Source organism: Clostridium sp. D46t1_190503_E9 (genome assembly GCF_015555225.1).
Classification (GTDB): domain Bacteria; phylum Bacillota; class Clostridia; order Clostridiales; family Clostridiaceae; genus Clostridium.
Genome location: NZ_JADNKB010000004.1, coordinates 36,404 through 54,417 on the forward strand (window position 1 = coordinate 36,404; position 18,014 = coordinate 54,417).

The 18,014-nt window shown below is 28.5% G+C and carries 11 protein-coding genes; 9 read left to right on the forward strand and 2 right to left on the reverse strand.

Going from position 1 to position 18,014, the window contains the following annotated elements:
- The first annotated feature begins 85 nt into the window (after positions 1-85).
- Positions 86-1,537, forward strand: coding sequence for an ABC transporter substrate-binding protein (locus I2E83_RS05695; protein WP_195428942.1), 1,452 nt, complete (start codon positions 86-88; stop codon positions 1,535-1,537).
- A gap of 66 nt (positions 1,538-1,603) precedes the next feature.
- Here the strand turns inward: I2E83_RS05695 and I2E83_RS05700 are convergent, their stop codons facing one another.
- The gene (locus tag I2E83_RS05700) at positions 1,604-2,458 is read right to left on the reverse strand and encodes an AraC family transcriptional regulator (RefSeq protein ID WP_195428944.1); all 855 of its coding nucleotides are present in this window, start codon (positions 2,456-2,458) and stop codon (positions 1,604-1,606) included.
- Between the two features lie 358 nt (positions 2,459-2,816).
- Between I2E83_RS05700 and I2E83_RS05705 the strand changes: the two genes are divergently transcribed.
- The 4 genes from I2E83_RS05705 (at position 2,817) to I2E83_RS05720 (ending at position 8,406) form a co-directional block, all read left to right on the forward strand.
- Positions 2,817-4,559, forward strand: coding sequence for an ABC transporter ATP-binding protein (locus I2E83_RS05705; protein ID WP_195428946.1), 1,743 nt, complete (start codon positions 2,817-2,819; stop codon positions 4,557-4,559).
- Positions 4,560-4,870: 311 nt separating this feature from the next.
- Positions 4,871-5,203 carry an inorganic diphosphatase gene (locus I2E83_RS05710; protein ID WP_195428948.1) on the forward strand — a complete coding sequence of 111 codons (333 nt, stop codon included), beginning with the start codon at positions 4,871-4,873 and terminating at the stop codon, positions 5,201-5,203.
- An 83-nt stretch (positions 5,204-5,286) separates the two neighbouring features.
- Positions 5,287-7,056 (forward strand): ABC transporter ATP-binding protein, encoded by a 1,770-nt coding sequence (locus I2E83_RS05715; protein ID WP_195428950.1) that lies wholly within the window; start codon positions 5,287-5,289, stop codon positions 7,054-7,056.
- Between the two features lie 441 nt (positions 7,057-7,497).
- Positions 7,498-8,406: an ROK family protein gene (locus I2E83_RS05720; RefSeq protein ID WP_195428952.1), complete on the forward strand. Its 909-nt coding sequence runs from the start codon at positions 7,498-7,500 to the stop codon at positions 8,404-8,406.
- Between the two features lie 158 nt (positions 8,407-8,564).
- On the opposite strand, the gene I2E83_RS05725 is transcribed toward I2E83_RS05720, so the two are convergent.
- Positions 8,565-8,909 (reverse strand): hypothetical protein, encoded by a 345-nt coding sequence (locus tag I2E83_RS05725; protein WP_195266824.1) that lies wholly within the window; start codon positions 8,907-8,909, stop codon positions 8,565-8,567.
- Positions 8,910-9,243: 334 nt separating this feature from the next.
- Between I2E83_RS05725 and bsh the strand changes: the two genes are divergently transcribed.
- The 4 genes from bsh to I2E83_RS05745 all read left to right on the forward strand — a co-directional run bounded on the left by bsh (position 9,244) and on the right by I2E83_RS05745 (position 17,936).
- Positions 9,244-10,233, forward strand: coding sequence for a choloylglycine hydrolase (gene bsh / locus I2E83_RS05730; protein ID WP_195428954.1), 990 nt, complete (start codon positions 9,244-9,246; stop codon positions 10,231-10,233).
- 411 nt (positions 10,234-10,644) lie between these two features.
- Positions 10,645-12,984, forward strand: a complete 2,340-nt coding sequence (gene yicI / locus I2E83_RS05735; protein WP_195429185.1) for an alpha-xylosidase — start codon at positions 10,645-10,647, stop codon at positions 12,982-12,984.
- Positions 12,985-13,096: 112 nt separating this feature from the next.
- Positions 13,097-15,340: a glycoside hydrolase family 3 C-terminal domain-containing protein gene (locus I2E83_RS05740; protein ID WP_195428956.1), complete on the forward strand. Its 2,244-nt coding sequence runs from the start codon at positions 13,097-13,099 to the stop codon at positions 15,338-15,340.
- Between the two features lie 10 nt (positions 15,341-15,350).
- Positions 15,351-17,936 carry a glycoside hydrolase family 95 protein gene (locus tag I2E83_RS05745; protein ID WP_195428959.1) on the forward strand — a complete coding sequence of 862 codons (2,586 nt, stop codon included), beginning with the start codon at positions 15,351-15,353 and terminating at the stop codon, positions 17,934-17,936.
- Positions 17,937-18,014: the final 78 nt, after the last annotated feature.

The following is an 18,014-nucleotide window of genomic DNA, read 5'->3' on the forward strand; positions in this document are numbered from 1 at the left end:
ATGAAATAAGTGCACTATAAAATATTATTACAAAATATTATAATAAATCCTGTAAACGTTATTAAATTAAGGGGGAGAATATATAATGAGAAAAGTGAAAAAGATGGTTGCATTAGCAACTTGTGCTATCATGGCAACTTCAGCTATCTTTACAGGATGTGGTAAATCTACGGAAGCTTCTAACACAAAAGGAGATAAACTAACTACATTGACTTGGTATGCAATTGGTGAAGAACCAAAAGATTTAGATAAGGTATTAGCTGAAGCCAATAAATACTTAGAAGATAAAATAAATGCTCATCTAGATATGAAGTTTACAGGATTCGGTGATTACAATCAAAAAATGTCAGTTGTAATTAACTCAGGTGAAGATTACGATTTAGCATTTACATGTTCATGGGCTGGAGATTATCTAGGAAATTCAAGAAAAGGAGCTTTCTTAGAATTAGATGAATATTTAAATTCAGATACTGGAAAAAAATTAAAAGAAGCAGTTGATTCAAGGTTCTGGGAAGGAGCAACTATAGATGGTAAAATTTATGGCGTACCAAACCAAAAGGAACTAGGAGTAGCTCCAATGTGGACATTTACTAAGGAATATGTTGATAAATATAATATACCATATCAAGATATACACAGCCTAGAAGATTTAGAACCATGGCTAAAAATTATAAAAGAAAATGAACCTGATGTAGTTCCTTTATATATAACTAAGGGATTCTCTTATGGAGTATTTTTTGACTCAATAGTAGATCCAGTTGGAATAGAATCAGACGATACATCTTTAACTATAAAAAATATATTTGAAACACAACAAATGAAAGATAGATTAAATACTTTAAGAAGGTATTATCAAGCTGGATATATAAATGCAGATTCTGCAACAGCTCAAGATGATAAATCAGTTAAAAGATTTGTAACAAAAGCAGATGGACAACCATATGCTGATGAACTTTGGTCAAAATCACTAAATTATCCAGTAGTATCATCTCCTATAGTTCAGACATTAATTACTAATGCTTCAACAACAGGGTCATTAATTGCGATATCAAGTAATTCTAAGAATAAGGATAAAGCTTTCGAATTCTTATCATTATTAAATACAGATAAAACTTTAAGAAATATAATAAACTATGGGGTTGAGGGTACTCACTATGAGAAAGTTGGAGAAGATCATATAAAAATACTTAATCCAGAGCAAAAGAACTATGATGTAGCTTATTTCTCATTAGGAAATTTATTTATAACTTATAAATTAGAAGGGGAACCAGATACAAAATGGGAAGAATTTAAAGATTTTAATGATAAATCAAAAATATCACCAGCATTAGGATTTAAATTTGATTCATCAAGTGTTTCTAATGAAATTGCAGCAATAAATAATGTAATAGAAGAATTTAAATCAGCAATTTTTAGTGGATCAGTAGATGTAGATGAATACCTAGGAAAATTAAATGCTAAATTAAAAGAGCAAGGAATAGATAAGGTTATAACTGAAATGCAAAAACAAATAGATGAATGGAAAGAGACTAAATAGTATTAAAGAGCTATAAAAAAATGGGCCTTAGGGGCATTGCCCCGAGGTCTATTTTTTATAGTTGTTTTAACCTATATTTCTTGACTTATTAGGTGAAACTCCATAATACTTTTTATAGAGCTTACTAAAGTAATATGGGTCACTATATCCAACCATTTTAGCAATGGATTTTATTGAAAGCTTTGAGTCTTCTAATAAATCTTTTGCTTTAGCTAATCTTATTTGTATTAAGTAGTTTATTGGAGAATCTCCCATAAGCTCCTTAAAAATCTTAGATATATAAACAGGACTTAAATACATATTTTTTGATAAGGTATACAGTGAAATGTCCTCTGTATAATTTTCAGTTAAGTATTTTGTTATACTTTCAACTAAGGCTTTCTTTTCACGTGATTTAAATGAAAATTCCTTAGAATCACGAGTAGTATCCTCCTCATTTATTTCTCTATATAATAATACAAGTAGTTTCATAACTAGAGATTTAAGCATAAAAGGAGAAGTTTGATTATAGTTTTTTTGTTCTTCAAGAATTTCTAAACAACTCTTTAATATTTCATCTTTATATTTAACAAATGTGAGAACGTTTTTATCATCTATATCAATATAGTCTTTTTTTATATTACTAAATAAATTTAAATTAGTTAAACCAATATGTAGCTCTCTACAATTTGTATTTTCTTCAAAAAGCTCTTGATGATAAACTCCAGGATTAGAAATAAGTACTTGACCTTTTCTCAAGGTATATTTTTCACCTTCTATTAAATAATCTACAGATCCAGCAGTTATGAATGAAAGTTCAACAAAATCTTCATGGCAGTGATATTGAGTTTCAGGAATTGGATTTTCGGGAAGGCAACTTCCATCAATTACAAATAGTATTTGAGGATTATAGCAATCTATATTTGCATGTACTTTATTCATTTTAACATCTCCCAAAATAATTACTTCATTTAGTATAATAATATACATTTAAAGTTTAATATAATACATTTTTATTTTCAATAACTTGGATATAATCTTATTTAGAAATAAATAATTTAGGGAGGGGTTGATTATGGGTAAATTAAAGTGGAGTTTTATTTTTTTTATTATAAGTTAGGAAATAAATAAGATATAAAAAGCTTAATTATTAATAGATATGGATTTAACTCTATTTGCTAAATGACATAATATGAAAAATAAGCAGTATAAAGGAGAGGTTAATTATGAATAATTTTAAGTGGATTTTTTATAATTAAAAATATGATTTATAAATAAACAATATAAGGGAGGCTTGATTATGGATAGCATAAAATGGATATTTAGTTACTTAAAAAAATACAAGTTTAAATATTTCTTTGCATTGTTATTAGTATTAATTACTTCGGCAATTAATATGGTAAATCCATTTATTACAGGTAAAATTATTGATAGGGTTTTTGGAAGTGGAGAAACATCACTACTTATTCCTCTTGTTTCAATAATGATATCTGTTGTAGCTGTTAAGGGAATTATAACTTTCAGCTATCAAATGATTTTAGAAATTATTTCACAAGATGTTCTATTTAAAATAAGAACAGATTTATATGATAAACTTTTAAATTTAGATGTTAATTTCTATAGTAGGGTAAAAACTGGGGATCTTATGGCAAGAATGACAGGAGATACTGATGCCATAAGACACTTTATTGCTTGGGTTGTTTATAATATTCTATCAGCTATAACAACCTTTAGTTTTGCTATTATTTCGATGATGTATGTGAATTACATTTTAACTATATTTATGCTTTTAATTGCACCAATGATTGGATTTTTAACTTTTAAGATGAGCAAGGAGATTTCACCAACCTTTTATAATATAAGAGAAGCTTATTCAAGGTTAAATTCAGTTGTTCAAGAAAATATAAGTGGTAATAGAGTAGTAAGAGCCTTTGGTAGAGAAGACTTTGAAATTAACAAATTTACTACTGAAAATGAAAATTATAAAAATAAAAATCTTGATACTATAAAGGTTACAAAAAAATATATTCCAAAACTTGAATTTTTATCTAATAGCCTTTCTGTAATTATGATTTTAGTTGGGGGAATTTTAGTTGCATTAGAAAAGATGACTTTTGGAGAACTTATTATTTTTAGTAGTTTACTATGGGCGTTAAATAACCCAATGAGAATGTGTGGGTATTTAATTAATGATGCTCAAAGATTTATAGCATCTTCTGCTAAAATTATGGATCTTTTAAATACAGAAAGTAGCATAATAAATAAGGACAATGTTTTGAATGTTAATAAGTTTGAAGGTAATATAGAATTTAAAAATGTGAGTTTAACATTAGAAGGAAGAAGGGTTATAAATAATATTTCCTTTAAGGTTGATGCTGGACAAACAATTGGTTTAGTTGGACATACAGGATCAGGAAAATCTCTTATAATAAATTTACTTTCAAGGTTTTATGATGCCACAGAAGGTGATATTTATATTGATGGAATTAATATAAAGGATATAGATTTGGATATTTTAAGAGGAAATATTGCAACAGCTATGCAAGATATATTCTTATTTTCAGACACAATTAAAGATAATATTGCTTTTAGTAATCCAAAAGCAAGTTTTTCTGAAATAAAGAGGGTTTCTAAAAAAGCACAGGCTCATGGTTTTATAAAGAGACTTGATGAAGGTTATGAAACAATAGTAGGGGAAAGAGGAGTAGGACTTTCAGGAGGACAAAAGCAAAGAGTATCCCTAGCAAGGGCAATGATGAAAAATGCCTCAATTTTTGTACTAGATGATGTAACTTCTGCTGTTGATATGGAAACAGAAAAGAAAATACAATATGAGTTAAAAAATATGAAGGAAAAGAAAACTACATTCATAATTGCACATAGAATTTCTTCATTGAAGCAAGCTGACTTAATTTTAGTATTAGATAATGGAGAAATAGTAGAAAGAGGTACTCATGAGGAGCTAGTACAAAAGGGTGGGTATTATTCAAATATATTTTATACTCAATATGGCAATTTAGATATAAGGATTGGAGGGGTATAAATGTTATCTTTAGTGATTATAGTATGGATAGTAAATAGGAATATAGGTATAGATAATAGTAGAGATATAGAGGGATAAGACAGTATAGATAGAGAGAGTATAAGAAATAGTAAGTACCATACTTAGATTAGATATAGATAAAGGCTAAAGACGATAAAATAAAGCAACTCTATGAAGAAATAAAAAAACTAAAAGAAGATAAAGAGAAACTAATTATCCAATTAGTTGATATGGAAGAACTTAAAGATGAAAATAAAAGATTAAGAGAAAGTTTAGATAAAATAAAAAGTATAAAATAAGGAGGAAATTATATGGAATCTTATTTAGGGAAATTTATTACAGTTAAAATGGATAGACCATTAGGCTCTAAGCACCCTAAACATAACTTTATATACTCTTTAAATTATGGTTTCATTCCTAATACAACATCAGGAGACGGAGAAGAAATTGATGTATATATTATTGGAGAATTTGAACCTTTGGAAAAATATGAAGGATATGTTGTAGCAATAATAAAAAGGACAAATGATATTGAGGATAAATTAGTAGTTTGCAAAGAATTAAATAAATATAATAAAGAGCAAATAAAAGCGTTAGTAGAATTTCAAGAAAGATTTTTTGAATCTACAATAATAACTTATTAGACACTAAAAAGTGAATAATAAGAAAGAAAGGAGGATTTAGTGAGAGTTTGGTACTTGTAACACTCTCTCACTAAAGATAATGTATGGCTAGAAATAAATATGATGTAGATGAAGAATTGGAAACGGGATTTAATTTAGGATATTTAAGAAGACTATTAAAATATATGAAACCTTATAAAACTAAAATAGTTACTTCAGTTATTTTAATGCTAATTTCAAGTTCACTTGCCTTATTAGGGCCAGTAATAGTTAAATCAGCCTTAGATAACTTTATACCAAATAAGGAGATTAAAAATTTAGCATTAATTTCAGTTTTATATGTAATGATATATGTAACTATAGCAATAATCATGAAGCATAGAATGTACACAATGGGAGAAGTCGGACAAAATATATTAGTAGATATGAGATATGATTTATTTAAGAATCTACAGTTTGTTCCTTTTAATTATTATGATTCAAGACCTCATGGTAAAATATTAGTAAGGGTAGTTAATTATATTAATTCACTTAGTGATATTTTATCTAATGGTTTTGTAAATTTAATTGCAGATATGGTTACCTTAGTTATGGCAATAATATTTATGTCATTTCTAAGTATAAAGTTAACCTTAGTTACTTTAATGGGCATTCCCATACTTATGATAGTAATGATGTCTATAAAAAATGCACAAAGAAGGGCATTTCAAAGATTAAGTGCTAAGCAATCAAATTTAAATGCTTATATTCATGAAAGTATAAATGGTGTAAGAGTAACACAATCTTTTTCAAGGAAAAAAGAAAGTATGGATACCTTTAAGGAGCTTTGTTTTGAAAATAGTGATTCATGGATGAAGGCAGTTAGATTTAATTTTCTAATTTGGCCAAGTATAGACATTATTTCAGTAACATCAATATCTCTAATTTATATTTTTGGAATCTTAGTATTTAGGGATTCAGTCTCATTAGGATTAATAGCAGCATTTATTTCATATGTATGGATATTTTGGGCTCCAATAATGAATATAGGAAACTTTTATAATACTTTAATTAATGCAATGGCCTACTTAGAAAGAATATTTGAAGCGATGGATGAAGAACCAGAGTATGATAAAAAGGATGCTATAGAGCTTAAAAATGTTAAGGGTGATGTAGAATTTAAAAATGTGCATTTTGAATATGAAAAAGACACTACTATTTTAGAAAATGTAAATATGAGGATTAAAGCTGGTGAAAAAATAGCCTTAGTTGGACCTACAGGGGCAGGAAAAACTACAATAGTTAATTTACTTTCAAGATTTTATAGAATAAAGTCTGGAGAAATACTAGTTGATGGAATAAATATAAATGATGTAACCTTAAAATCTTTAAGAAAAGAAATAGGTGTTATGCTTCAAGATCCATTTGTCTTTTCAGGAACAATAATGGAAAACATAAGATATGGAAGATTAGATGCTACAGATGAAGAAGTAATAGAGGCTTCTAAGATAGTTAGAGCTGATGACTTTATAAAAGATTTTAAAGATGGATATAACACATATTTAAATGAGCAAGGAAATGGACTTTCAGTTGGACAAAAGCAACTTATATCTTTTGCAAGGGTTTTATTATCTGATCCTAAAATACTAATTTTGGATGAAGCAACATCAAGCATAGATACAGAAACTGAAGCATTATTACAAGAAGGAATAGAAGAACTTCTTAAAGGAAGAACATCCTTTGTTATAGCTCATAGATTATCAACAATAGTTAATTCAGATAAAATAATGTATATAGGTGATAAGCAAATTCTAGAAGAGGGAACTCATGATTCGCTAATAAAGCAAAAGGGATTGTATTATAACTTATATAAATCACAATACCTTGATATATAAATTTTAATTTGTTTAGTCCCCAGAGGCAATGCCTCTGGGGATTTTAAAATTGCAACTAGTTTATATTCTTGATTTTATTACTTTGCTTGCATGAAAGTAAATGATTAGATAAGTATATATTATTATATTTAAAATATAGACAAGTATGTGTTGTGATTATATAATTATTATAAGAGAGGTTGTTTTATTATAGGAATAAATTTAAATGGAGTTTATATGAAAAATATAGATATATAGGGTTTAATTATAAGTACGTTACTAATAGGAGGAATATTCACAGGTTTAGGTTGGATAATTAAAAGTCAAAATGCAGAAGAAAAAGGAAACAATCTTAAACTAAATCTAATAAAGCTAAAGTTTTAGTGTAAACGATAATAAAGTATGATGAAAATTTGATAATAAATAATAAAGAGTACTTACTGATTTGTGGGAGGTAGTGTAATGGAAAATAGTTTTACAAATAACGATAAATATATAATAGGAGTAGATATTGGTGGAACTAATATTAGAGCAGCTTTATTAGATGAAGAAAGAAATATTATAGAAAAGATAAAAATAGAAAATCAAGTAAAAGAAGGCCCAGAATATAATTTGGATAAGATTATAAATCATATCAATAGTAACTGGAAAGATAGAAATATAAAAGGAATTGGAGTTGGAAGTCCAGGACCTTTAGATATTAAAAATGGAATTATTTTAAAAGCACCTAATTTACAGGGATGGGATAACTTTAATATAAAAAAATACTTTGAAGAAAAAACATCATTGAAAACAGAGGTTAATAATGATGCTAATGTTGCAGGGCTTGCTGAAGCAATGATTGGCTCTGCAAAAGGAGCAGAAAGTGTTTTTTATATTACAGTTTCAACAGGTGTTGGTGGTGCTTTAATAATTGATAATAAAATAATAAATGGTGCAAATAGTTTTGCAGGAGAAATATGCAACTTAATAATAAATGAAGATAAATACAGTCATTCAGGGTTAGTTCAAGGTGGACTTGAAGGACAATGTAGTGGACCTAATATATCTAGACAAGCATCCGATTTATTAGGAAAACACATAGATACGCCAGAAGTTTTTGAGTTATACAAAAATAATGATGATTCAATAAAAAGCTTAATTAATAGAGTATGTGAAAATTTATCTAAAGGAATTTCAAACATAATATCAGTTGTTGATCCAGAAGTAATAGTTCTTGGAGGTTCTGTAATCTTATATAATAAGGAATTGTTAGAATTAATAATACAAAAAGTTAAAGAAAAGGTAATTAATAAAGATGCTGTAGATATAAGAGTAGCAGAAATTGCTGATGATGCTGGACTTAGAGGTGCAGGATTCTTAATTAGCTAATTATTGATTAAAAATAGAGGTTGTCCATATGGGCGACCTTTTAAATTAATAATTAGCACTGTTTAATCTAATGTTGATATTGGACAATAAAAAATGGACGATTAATTGTCTATTTTTTATTCGTAATAGTTTAATATTACGAATCAATTAATTATTCGTTATAATAAACCTGCTTTTTTTTCTTCAAATACTTTATATTTAGTCCATGGATAATGTCCATTATAAATAATAGTACACCATAACACATACATTACAATTAATCCCCATATACTCACACTTTCATTTTTAGTAAAGTCAGTAATAAAATTTATTATTTTGTCACTAAAAATCCCATAAAGTATTATAGGAAGAGTTACTATTATTGAATTTATAGTATTAGTTTCCTTGGTCAATTCAATCCTAGTATTACATTTATCACATCTTAGTTTATACCATGGACTACAAAAAATATTTGATATAATCATGTATTTAAACCTTTTTCCACAATTAGGACAAATTCTCATTACATTACTCCCCTTTAATCTCCTATTTATTTCTTAACTATCTTTTATCAACTACGTCTTATAATACAATTGCTAATTAATGTACATTTTTATTATACATTAATTATGGGTTATATTTACAAAAAATATAAATATTAATGTTATACTTTTTTATTACTTCACAATAGTATAATAAATCAACACTTAATTAAAACAGAGCCTAATAATTAAATAAAGTAATAATAAATTAAATTAAGTATTTTGGGGAAATATAAATAAAGCAAAAGTAATAAAAGTAAAAATAGTACAAGTAAAATGACAAAAGAAAATAATAGAAGTATATAGGAGGATTGATATGTGTACAGCTTTAACTTTACAAACAAAAGAAGGATATCATTTATTTGGGAGAAATATGGATATAGAGGTTTCTTTTAAACAATCAGTAGCACTTGTTCCTAGAAATTTTAGCTATAAAAATAGAGCTACAAATGAAAGGGTAAATACTAAATATGCGATGATTGGAATGGGAACTATAATAGACGGACATCCATGTTATGCTGAAGCAATGAATGAAAAAGGATTAGCTTGTGCTGGATTGAACTTTCCTGGATATGCTTATTGGGAAGATGATGTTGTAGATGGAAAGATAAATATTCCTCCATATGATTTAATACTATGGGCTTTAGGAAATTTTGAATATATTGAAGATTTAAGGGGTCATTTAGAGAGGTTAAATTTAGTAGCAAGGCCTGTAAATGAAAATGTACCTTTGCCAACACTTCATTGGATTATATATGATTCAAAAGGTAAATGTATAGTTGTAGAAAATACAAAGAGTGGGCTTAATATATTTGAGAATAAGATAGGAATTTTAACTAATGCTCCAACCCTTGATTGGCATATGACTAACTTAACTCAATATATTGGAGTATCTTCTCATCAGCCATCTGAAATAAAATGGGGAGATGTAGAATTAAAAGCTTTGGGTCAAGGTGCAGGAGGAAGGGGAATTCCAGGAGATTTTTCATCACCATCAAGATTTGTAAAAGCTACTTTTTTAAGAAGTAATGCAGTAGTTGGAGATGATTATATATCAGCAATATCTGAGTTTTTTCATATATTAAACTCAGTGGCAATGGTAAAAGGAGCAGTTGTTACTCCACAAAATCTTAATGATATAACACAATATACTTCTTGTATGATTCAAGAAAAAGGAATCTACTATTACAATACTTATAACAATAGTACAATAAATGCAATTGATATGAATAAAGAAAATTTAGATGCTACAGAAATAAAGATATTTGAATATAGAGATAAGCAACTTATAAATTTTGAAAATTAGAATACTAATATTAGGATAGGTATAATGAAGACATTTGAGTAAAAATCAAGTGTCTTCATTATATTTTTTTGTCTACCTTTTACTAAACACTAATTATTACAATAAAACATATAGAATTTACTAGGTATATGCAAGCTAAATCATAAGCTATAATGATGATGTAAATGTTGTAAGAGAAATGTTGTAAGAGGTAAATAACAATATTCTTAAAGGCATATGAGATTCTCAAAAACTTAAGATAAATTTCAAAAAGTATAAAAAGAAATTTGCAAAAGATAAATAAGATAAATAAGCATAAAGTTTGCAAGAAAAATTGTGAAAAATATAAAGCAAAAGTAAGATAAAACTAAAATAAGCTTAATATTAACACCAAATAAAAGGTGAAAAATAAGAGTAAGGATGTGATTAATGATGAAGTTTAGTAATGGTTGTTGGTTAAATAAAGATGGAATAACTAGATTTAGTCCACAAGAAGTATATAGTTCTGCCAAAAATGAAAAGGTTTTAACTATGCATACACCATGTAATAGAATAAATCATAGAGGTGATACACTAGGGGGTCCAGTTATTACCTATAAAATTTCTTCACCATTAGAAAATGTTCTTAGAATAAGATCATATCATTATATGGGAGCACAAGATGTGGGACCACATTTTGAAGTGAAGGAAGATAATAAGAATATATTTACAGAAGAAAATGAAGAATTTATAACAGTACAATCTGGAGATTTGAAGGTACAAATAGATAAAAATAATTTCTCAATGGAATTCTATAATGGAGACAAGTACTTAACAAAGAGTGCAAATAGAAGTGCAGCATATTTTAGAGAAACAAATACAAAATTCTTAGATGAAGACAATATTGAAACATACATGAGAGATCAATTAAGCTTATCAGTTGGAGAAGCAGTATATGGACTCGGAGAAAGATTCACTCCATTCGTTAAAAATGGACAATCTATAGATATATGGAATGAAGATGGTGGTACAAGTACAGAGCAAAGTTATAAGAATATACCTTTTTATATAACAAATAAAGGGTATGGAGTATTTGTAAATCATCCAGAAAGAGTATCATTTGAAGTTGGATCAGAACAAGTTACAAAAGTTCAATTTAGTGTTCCTGGAGAATGTTTAGATTACTATATAATTACAGGAAATGATATGAAGGAAGTTTTAGAAAATTATACAAGCTTAACTGGTAAACCTGCTTTACCTCCAGCTTGGTCATTTGGATTATGGTTAACAACATCTTTTACTACTAATTATGATGAAAAAACAGTTAATGAATTTGTTGATGGAATGGCAAGTAGAGATATTCCACTTCATGTATTCCATTTTGATTGTTTCTGGATGAAGGACTTTAATTGGTGTAATTTTGAATGGGATAATAGGGTTTTCCCAGATCCAGAAGGAATGATAAAGAGATTAAAAGAAAAAGGCTTAAAGATTTGTGTATGGATCAACCCATATATAGCTCAAGAATCTTCATTATTTGAAGAAGGAAAAGAAAAAGGATACTTTATTAAAAAGAAAAATGGTGATGTATGGCAATGGGATATGTGGCAACCTGCAATGGCAATAGTAGATTTCACAAATCCAGAAGCTTGCAAATGGTATGGAGATAAATTAAAAGCATTAATGGATATGGGAGTTGATTGCTTCAAGACTGACTTTGGCGAAAGAATCCCAACAAACTGCACATACTTTGATGGTTCAGATCCAGAAAAGATGCACAACTACTATACACAAATATACAACAAGGTAGTTTTTGATGTCATAAAAGAAGTTAAAGGTGAAAATGAAGCAGTATTATTTGCAAGATCAGCAACTGCAGGTGGACAACAATTCCCAGTACATTGGGGGGGAGACTGTACTTCAGATTATGAATCAATGGCAGAAAGCTTAAGAGGTGGATTATCACTATGCATGTCAGGCTTTGGATTCTGGAGCCATGATATTGGAGGATTTGAAAGTACTTCAACACCAGATGTATATAAGAGATGGGCAGCATTTGGGCTTTTATCATCTCACAGCAGATTACATGGAAGTACATCTTATAGAGTACCATGGCTTTATGATGAAGAATCATGTGATGTAGTTAGATTCTTTACAAAATTAAAATGTAGTATAATGCCATATTTATTTAAGACATCATACGATACATCAATTAAAGGTATCCCTGTAATGAGATCAATGATATTAGAAAATCAAGATGATCCAGCTTGCAGATACTTAGATAGACAATATATGCTTGGAGATAATATTTTAGTAGCTCCAATATTTAATGAAGAAGGAATAGCAGAATACTATTTACCAGAAGGAAAATGGACTAACTTTATAACAGGAAAAGCTTATGAAGGTGGAAGATGGATAAGAGAAAAACATGACTACTTAAGCATTCCAATGATGGTTAAAGAAAACAGTATAGTTACAGTAGGAGCAAACAATAATATTCCTAACTATGATTATGGCAAGGATGTTACTTTAGAAGTATTTGATTTAGTAGATAATAAGGAAGCCTATACAGAAGTATTAAATCAAAATGCAGAAGTGGTATTAAAAGCTAAAGCATTAAGAAATAATAAAGTAGTTACTTTTGATATAGAAGCAAACAATAATTACAGCATCTTATTAAATGGTATTTTCCATGTTGAAAAGATCGAGGGAGCAGATGTTACAATCGAAAAGAGAGGTGTTAGATTAACACCATCTAATAAAAACTCAAAAATAATATGCACCTTAAAATAAGTTTATATTAATAAATATAGCCTCAGTATAAGCTAACAACTTTTGCTGAGGCTAGATTAGAATTGAGAATTGACAGTTGACAATTTTAAATTAATAAAGTGGAGGGTTAGTTATGAAAGTTAATGAAAATAATATAGAAGAAATATTAAGTAAGCTTACTTTAGAAGAAAAGGTTGGAATGATACATGGAGCTGGGCTTTTTAGAACAGAAGGAGTAGAAAGGCTTGGAATTAAACCTTTAAAAATGGCAGATGGTCCAATGGGAGTGAGAAATGAGTTTCCTGATAATAGTTGGGTTCCATATGGTTATAGCGATGATTATGTTTCATATCTTCCATCTAATACAGCATTAGCATCAACTTGGAATAGAGAACTTGCTTATAAAGAAGGTTATGTATTAGGAAATGAAGCAAGGGGAAGAGGTAAGGATATAATATTAGCTCCAGGAATAAATATTATTAGAAGTCCACTATGTGGAAGAAATTTTGAATATATGTCAGAAGATCCATACTTAACAAAGGAAATGGCTGTACCTTATATTAAAGGTGTTCAAGATAATGATGTTGCAGCTTGTGTTAAGCATTTTGCAGTAAACAATCAAGAAACAGAAAGATTAAATGTAGATGTTGTAGTTAGTGATAGAGCTTTAAGAGAAATTTATTTTCCAGCATTTGAAGCAGCAGTAAAAGAAGGAAATGCCTATTCAATGATGTCTGCTTACAATAAAATATGGGGTCATTACTGTGCTCATAATCCAAAGTTACTTCAAGAGATTTTAATGGATGAATGGGGCTTTGATGGAGTATTAGTATCAGATTGGTCTGGAATTCATGATACTAAAGAAGCAGCAGAAGCAGGTATGGATATAGAAATGTCTGTAACTTATAACTTTGATGAATACTTCTTTGCAAACCCAATGATAAAGGCTGTGAAAGAAGGCTTAATTAAAGAAGAAGTTATAGATGATAAGATAAGAAACATCTTAAAGTTAATGTATAAATTAAACATGTTTTCTGATGATAGAAAAAAAGGAACATACAATAGTTATGAAAATAGAGAAAAAACTTTGGAAATAGCAAGAGAATCAATAGTCCTTTTAAAAAATGAAGAAAATGTACTTCCATTAAATGAAAAAGAAATAAAGACTGTTGCTGTTATAGGTGAAAATGCTGATATAAGACATTCATTAGGTGGCGGATCAGCAGAAATTAAAGCTTTATATGAAGTAACTCCACTTCTTGGTTTAAAAATGAAGCTTGGTGGAAATACAGAAGTAAAATATGCTAAGGGATACACTTTTAAAGAAGATGAAAGAGAAAATTTATTAAATGAAGCTATTGAACTTGCTAAAAATTCTGATGCAGTAATATTTGTAGGTGGATTAAAACATACTAAGGAAAACTTTGAATTATATCAAAATGCCTTACATTCAAATAAAGAAGAAGATGTAGTAAATATAGATAGTGAAGGCAATGATAAGACAAATATGTTACTTCCATATAATCAATATGAAGTAATAGAAGAATTATTAAAGGTAAATAAAGATACAGTAGTTGTAATAACAGCAGGTTCACCAGTAGATATGTCAAGTTTTAAGGATAAAGCAAAAGCAATAATTCATACTTCATACAATGGAATGGAAGGTGGAGTAGCTTTAGCAGAGGTTCTATTTGGAGATGTTAATCCATCAGGAAAGCTTGCAGTTACTATTCCAAAAAAATTAGAAGATTCACCAGCACACTGCATTGGAGAATTCCCAGGTTCTGATAAGGTTAGATATGATGAAGGTATATTTGTTGGATATAGATATTTCTCAAGTTATGATGTAGAACCATTATTTGCATTTGGACATGGTCTATCATATACAAGCTTTGCTTATGATAATTTAAGAGTTTCAGTAAATGAAATGGCAGATAATATAGAAGAGGTAGAAGGTAATTTAGAGAAATCATTAGAAAAGAGTTTAAAAGAAGAATTAGAAAATGATTTAGAAAAAGAATTAGAAGAGAATCTAGAAAAAGCACTAGAAGATGGTTTGAAAGTAATGGTTACTTTAGATATAACAAATATAGGAGATGTGGCAGGAGCAGAGATTGTTCAATTATATATAAATGATGTTGAAGCTACAGAAAAGAGACCTGATATTGAATTAAAAGGCTTTGAAAAGGTATATATAGAGCCAAAAGAAACAAAAGAAGTCACTATAATTTTAGATAAAAATGCTTTTGCATTTTATAAGGAAGATATAAATTCATGGATAGTAGAAGAAGGATATTTTAACATAATTCTTGGTTCATCTTCAGCTGATTTAAGATTAAAGGAAACTATAAATATAAAAAATCAATATAAATTTTAGTTGGTGACTTATGAGTAAGATATTATGGTACAAAGAAAAAGCAGAGGAATGGGTAGAAGCCCTTCCTCTTGGAAATGGATCATTAGGAGCAATGGTTTTAGGTGATGTATTTAAAGAGAGAATAGCCTTAAATGAAGATACTTTATGGACTGGTATTCCAAAAGATAAAACAAATTATGAAGCAAAAAAATATCTTGATAAAGCAAGAGAATTAATTGATAAAGAAGAATATTTTGAAGCACAAAAGCTAATGAATGAAAAAATGCTTTCTGGATATACAGAATCTTATGCACCACTTGGAGATTTATATTTAGAGTTTATTTATAATGAGTTGCTAGATAATACTGAAGAAGTAGTTGGGTGGACAAGTAACGATAATTTTAATGATGATATAGATGAGATAATTGATGAGTTTAATAGTGATGAAGATTGTACTAATATCGAAGAATTATTAAACATAGATGGGTGTACAAGCAATGATAGTTTTAATAATGCCATAGAAAATAGTGAAAAGGGTAATAAGGACAAGTTGTATAATAACTATATTAGAGAACTTGACTTAGATGATGCAACAGTAAGAGTTTCTTATAAAATAAAGGATACAACCTTTAAGAGAGAAGTGTTTATTTCAAAGCCAGATAATGTTATGGTTATGAAAATAACTTCTGATAAAAAAGAAAATATAAATTTAAAGGCAAGTTTAACTAGTCTTTTAAAAAGTAAAGCATTTAAAGAAGATGAAAGCAGTATAAGCTTAACTGGAATTACTCCAATAGAAATGTTACCAAGCTATGTTTCAGATGATAGCATAATTTATGATGAAGAAGAAAAGTTAGGTACAAAGTTTAAAGTTAGCGTAAAAGCGAAAATAGTAGATGGAAGCATAGTTATAAATGAAGAGTTTATAGAAATAAAGAATGCTACTGAAGTAATATTAATACTAGCAGCAAGTACAAATTTTGAAGGATTTGATAAGTTTCCAGGAGAATCGGATAATAAAGTTTTAAATTCACATATATTAGAAGAAACTAAGTCAAACCAAGAAACAGATGTAAATTCAAGAGTATATATAAATTCAAAATTAAATTCTTGTACTTTGAATGTTGAAAGTGCAAACAAGCTATCCTATGAAGAACTATATAAAAGACACTTAGATGAATATAAAAGTTTATTTTCAAGAGTAGAGTTTACCTTAGGTGATGAGGACAATGATGATATTCCAACTGATGAAAGACTTGAAAGATTCAAAAATGGAGAAGAGGACTTAGGGTTAATAACTCTTTATTTTCATTATGGAAGATATCTTTTAATTAGTTCATCAAGAAGTGGCAGTGAGCCAGCAAATCTTCAAGGAATATGGAATGACGAAGTAAGACCACCATGGAGTAGTAATTATACTATAAATATAAATACAGAAATGAATTATTGGCCAGCAGAAGTTTGTAATCTTTCAGAGTGCCATGAACCATTATTAAATATGATTAAAGATCTTAGTATATCAGGAGAAAAAACTGCAAGAGAGGAATTTAATTGTGAAGGGTGGACAGCAAATCATAACGTTGATATTTGGAGATATTCCAATACTGTTTTAGGAAGCTGTGAATGGGGATATTGGCCAATGGGAGGTCCATGGATTTGTCAGCATATTTTTGAACATTATGACTTTACTAGAGATAAGGAATTTTTAAAAGAATATTATCCTATTTTAAAAGGTTCAGCTAGCTTTTTATTAAGTTGGCTAAGAGAAGATAGTAAAGGAGTTTTAAACACATGTCCATCAACATCTCCTGAGAATAACTTTTTAGATAATGAAGGCAGAGCTTGTTGTTTAAGTAAATCATCAACTATGGATATATCTATAACTAGAGATTTATTTAATAATGTAATAAGAGCAAGCAATGAGCTAGATATTGATTTAGACTTTAGAGAGAAAATCCAAAAGGCTTTAGATAAATTGCCTAAATATAAAATAAATAAATTTGGTGGTATCCAAGAATGGTTTAAGGATTTTGACGAAAAAGAACCGGGTCATAGGCATATTTCACACTTGTTCGGACTATATCCGGGTAAAGAAATTACAGAGTATAAAAATAAAGATTTAATTGAAGCATGCAAAAATACTCTATCAAGAAGATTATCACAAGGTGGTGGACATACAGGTTGGAGCTGTGCTTGGATAATTAATTTTTATGCAAGGCTAAAAGAACCAGAACTAGCAAATAAATATTTAAATATACTATTAAGCAAACTAACATACTCAAATTTATTTTGTGTACATCCACCATTTCAAATAGATGGAAATTTTGGCGGAACAGCAGGAATAGCAGAAATGCTTATTCAAAGCCACCAAGGATATATAGAAATACTTCCAGCTATACCTAAGTCATGGAAAAGTGGCGAAGTGAAGGGATTGAGAGCAAGAGGTGGGTATACTGTTGATATAAGCTGGAAAGATAATAAACTTATATTACTAAAAGTAAAAGCTATAGTTGATGGAACTTGCAATATTAAATATAGAGGTGACCTAGAAAATTATAGTGAAGTAGAGGAATTAAGTTATTCACTAGTAGCAGGAGAAGAAAAAAGAATAATATAAGCAATATTAATAAAGAAGACTAGCATACTTACTAAAAATTTAATTATTTATATTTTACTAAAATGGGCTGTTTTGCAA

Excerpts from the sequence above, each read along its gene's own strand:
- I2E83_RS05725 (WP_195266824.1), bottom strand. The coding sequence starts at position 8,909 with ATGAGAATTTGTCCTAATTGTGGAAAAAGGTTTAAATACATGATTATA.
- I2E83_RS05715 (WP_195428950.1), top strand. The coding sequence starts at position 5,287 with ATGGCTAGAAATAAATATGATGTAGATGAAGAATTGGAAACGGGATTT.
- I2E83_RS05745 (WP_195428959.1), top strand. The coding sequence starts at position 15,351 with ATGAGTAAGATATTATGGTACAAAGAAAAAGCAGAGGAATGGGTAGAA.
- I2E83_RS05720 (WP_195428952.1), top strand. The coding sequence starts at position 7,498 with ATGGAAAATAGTTTTACAAATAACGATAAATATATAATAGGAGTAGAT.
- I2E83_RS05705 (WP_195428946.1), top strand. The coding sequence starts at position 2,817 with ATGGATAGCATAAAATGGATATTTAGTTACTTAAAAAAATACAAGTTT.
- I2E83_RS05695 (WP_195428942.1), top strand. The coding sequence starts at position 86 with ATGAGAAAAGTGAAAAAGATGGTTGCATTAGCAACTTGTGCTATCATG.
- I2E83_RS05700 (WP_195428944.1), bottom strand. The coding sequence starts at position 2,458 with ATGAATAAAGTACATGCAAATATAGATTGCTATAATCCTCAAATACTA.
- I2E83_RS05740 (WP_195428956.1), top strand. The coding sequence starts at position 13,097 with ATGAAAGTTAATGAAAATAATATAGAAGAAATATTAAGTAAGCTTACT.
- bsh (WP_195428954.1), top strand. The coding sequence starts at position 9,244 with ATGTGTACAGCTTTAACTTTACAAACAAAAGAAGGATATCATTTATTT.
- yicI (WP_195429185.1), top strand. The coding sequence starts at position 10,645 with ATGAAGTTTAGTAATGGTTGTTGGTTAAATAAAGATGGAATAACTAGA.
- I2E83_RS05710 (WP_195428948.1), top strand. The coding sequence starts at position 4,871 with ATGGAATCTTATTTAGGGAAATTTATTACAGTTAAAATGGATAGACCA.